Source organism: Klebsiella sp. TF21-TM (assembly GCF_019753495.1).
GTDB classification, from domain to species: Bacteria; Pseudomonadota; Gammaproteobacteria; order Enterobacterales; family Enterobacteriaceae; genus Klebsiella; species Klebsiella quasipneumoniae.
On sequence record NZ_JAIJYL010000085.1, the window covers coordinates 1 to 2,336 of the forward strand.

The following is a 2,336-nucleotide window of genomic DNA, read 5'->3' on the forward strand; positions in this document are numbered from 1 at the left end:
ACGGTCTGCGTTGTCGGGAAGATGCGTGATCTGATCCTTCAACTCAGCAAAAGTTCGATTTATTCAACAAAGCCGACGCAGGTAAAAGATGTATCCAGCGTGTATATTCCATCAATGGCTTAATGACCAGATTAGTGAAGGTATAGGCCTTCTCACTCAGGTCTGAATTTGGCAAACCGATATACATATTAATTTCCTGTAACCGGTTAGCATGTACAGATAGAATCTCACGCTCTGAAAAGAGTGTTATACCCGCAGGCTTACTTGGACAATCAAGATAGCTTTGCACATCCTTGTTAGGCGTGTGCGGGATATCGTACTCATCATCTGTATAAAAAACAATATCGTGGTCAGGCCCTCCGAAGAGGGCGACCCTAATTTTTAAAAAAATCCTGGATATAATACTCATATCAACCTGTGAGTTATTGTACCGAAACAGGAGTAGCAGAAGGCTGTGTTTTGTCAGATGGTTTACCGGTGCCAGCTGCTGCTTCTGGTTTTAATGTCGGCTCACTGCCAGCATCAGCAGAACTGTCACTGTGACCGGACTGAACAGGGGCTTTAGTTTCGAGACTGGCAATATAAAGTTCCACCGATTTAAACCGCTTAATGTTCTGAATGAATGGCAATGCGTCGTATTTTCCATTCACGCGGTTTTCAGCGTTCAGTATTTTAGTTATGTTGTCCATCGCAACCCGCAGTGAGCTCAGGAGTTGCAGGATAATTCGGTCATGAACCTGTTGTGATATCTGACCGTATAACCACAACTGATGTGCCTGACGAGTCAGGACGTTGATGGTCTGGATAATATCCAGCAATTTATAGGTCATTGGGTGGTTCCAGCGAATTTCAAATTCACCATAGTCGAACCCTTCGAATGAAGAATCATCCAGAGGCAGTCGGGCGACATTTTTGTCAATCTGCTCTTTGAAGGTATTTACATTACCCGACAGTTCTTCGTAAACACCGGAGAGCCATTTCTGAACTTTAGTGCTTGTCGCCTGGTCACCTTCTACCAAGCGGAAAATATTATAAATGGCATTGGAGATGGCGTTAAACTGGCGCAGGCAGGCTCTGTTTTTTTCATGAAAGTGCGTATAGAACTCACTTGAAAGTGGCTTTAGTTTTGAAATGACCATCCCTAACGGTCGGTTATTGCCAGTGTTTCGTTGATTGCGCGGTTCAGTTTTTGGGGATGCGTTGTCAGCCATTATATTAACCTCTTCAGTTTTTACAGTCTTTTGATGTCGGCCAGTTTTCGTTGATGGAATTCCGCGAGGAGATCACGGATTGGTTTAATTTTGTTTTCTGTTTCCTGGATCATCTCCAGTTCCCAGTCCAGAGCATTTTTAAAACAACTAACGCTGTATCCTCCGAGTTTAGGTTTAACAACCACGCCATGATGTTCAATTTTGTTTTTGAACCTAGGCGAAAAATCTTTCCATACAATTGTCAGTTTTTGCGACGATCCAACCTTTCTCAGCACAGGAGCAAAACGACCAGGTATAAACCTTCCCCCGTTTGCATACGTGGTCTGGGATATCAGTTGGTTTCGTGCCTTCCAGGCCTCCCAGTATTCATCCAGAATTTTAGAAGCCTCCGATTTCAGTAACTCGATATAGCGAACCGAGTTCTCGATAACGATTTCCTGATGTGCCTTAATTATCGGGTTCATATCAACTCCTCCAGCAACACAGACTACAGGAATCCAAACAGATTTTTCTGAACTAACAAGGGCGTTTGCATTTTTTTTTAAAATTTTTTTGTGCTCATGCCGTCGGCTAAAAAAAGTGACTTTTTTGTGAGCACGTCCAACAACCTCTGCCTGTGGCCCGCACGGTGTGCGATCCATCCCCGGAAAACCACTTCACGCAAACTTGGAGATGGAAAAAGTAACTTTTTTGCTAACCAGTAATAGGTACCCTTATACATAAGTAACTATTTGCAAAAAAAGTACTAATGAAAGTGTAGGATTCCAGTCCTGCCATTAGTACCTTTCACAGGAAAAAGTACTAATGAAAATCTATCCTCATTAGTACTTTTTTGATGAAAAGGTACTAATGAAACCGAGCGAAACTGTGCAGTTTCTATAAAAAGTGCCTAATGTTATAAGTACCAGTACAAGGTAAAAGGACAGTGATTTTTTATAATTTAGTATCTAATAATATTAGTACTTGTTTTTTTGGGTAGTATCTCTAAGATGGCTTTGATATAATAACAGCCCTTAAGTAACCGTATGTAGCGCGATTTAAAAGTACTCTGGAGAGCGTATGGACGTACAACCCAACGTACAGACTGACACGGTCATTAAGGCGTTTCTCCGCTCGGAGTTGCAG

At 42.2% G+C, this 2,336-nt stretch carries 2 protein-coding genes; both read right to left on the reverse strand.

The annotated features are described in order from the left end of the window. Positions 1-422: 422 nt before the first annotated feature. A complete protein-coding gene (locus tag K5R89_RS26900) occupies positions 423-1,211 on the reverse strand; it encodes a hypothetical protein (protein WP_040217257.1) in 789 nt (262 codons plus the stop codon). Positions 1,212-1,231: 20 nt separating this feature from the next. Beyond that, a complete protein-coding gene (mobI, locus tag K5R89_RS26905) occupies positions 1,232-1,852 on the reverse strand; it encodes a conjugative transfer protein MobI(A/C) (RefSeq protein WP_223343781.1) in 621 nt (206 codons plus the stop codon). Positions 1,853-2,336: the final 484 nt, after the last annotated feature.

Coding starts and splice junctions, on each gene's coding strand:
- mobI (WP_223343781.1), bottom strand. CDS start 1,852: ATGGATCGCACACCGTGCGGGCCACAGGCAGAGGTTGTTGGACGTGCT.
- K5R89_RS26900 (WP_040217257.1), bottom strand. CDS start 1,211: ATGGCTGACAACGCATCCCCAAAAACTGAACCGCGCAATCAACGAAAC.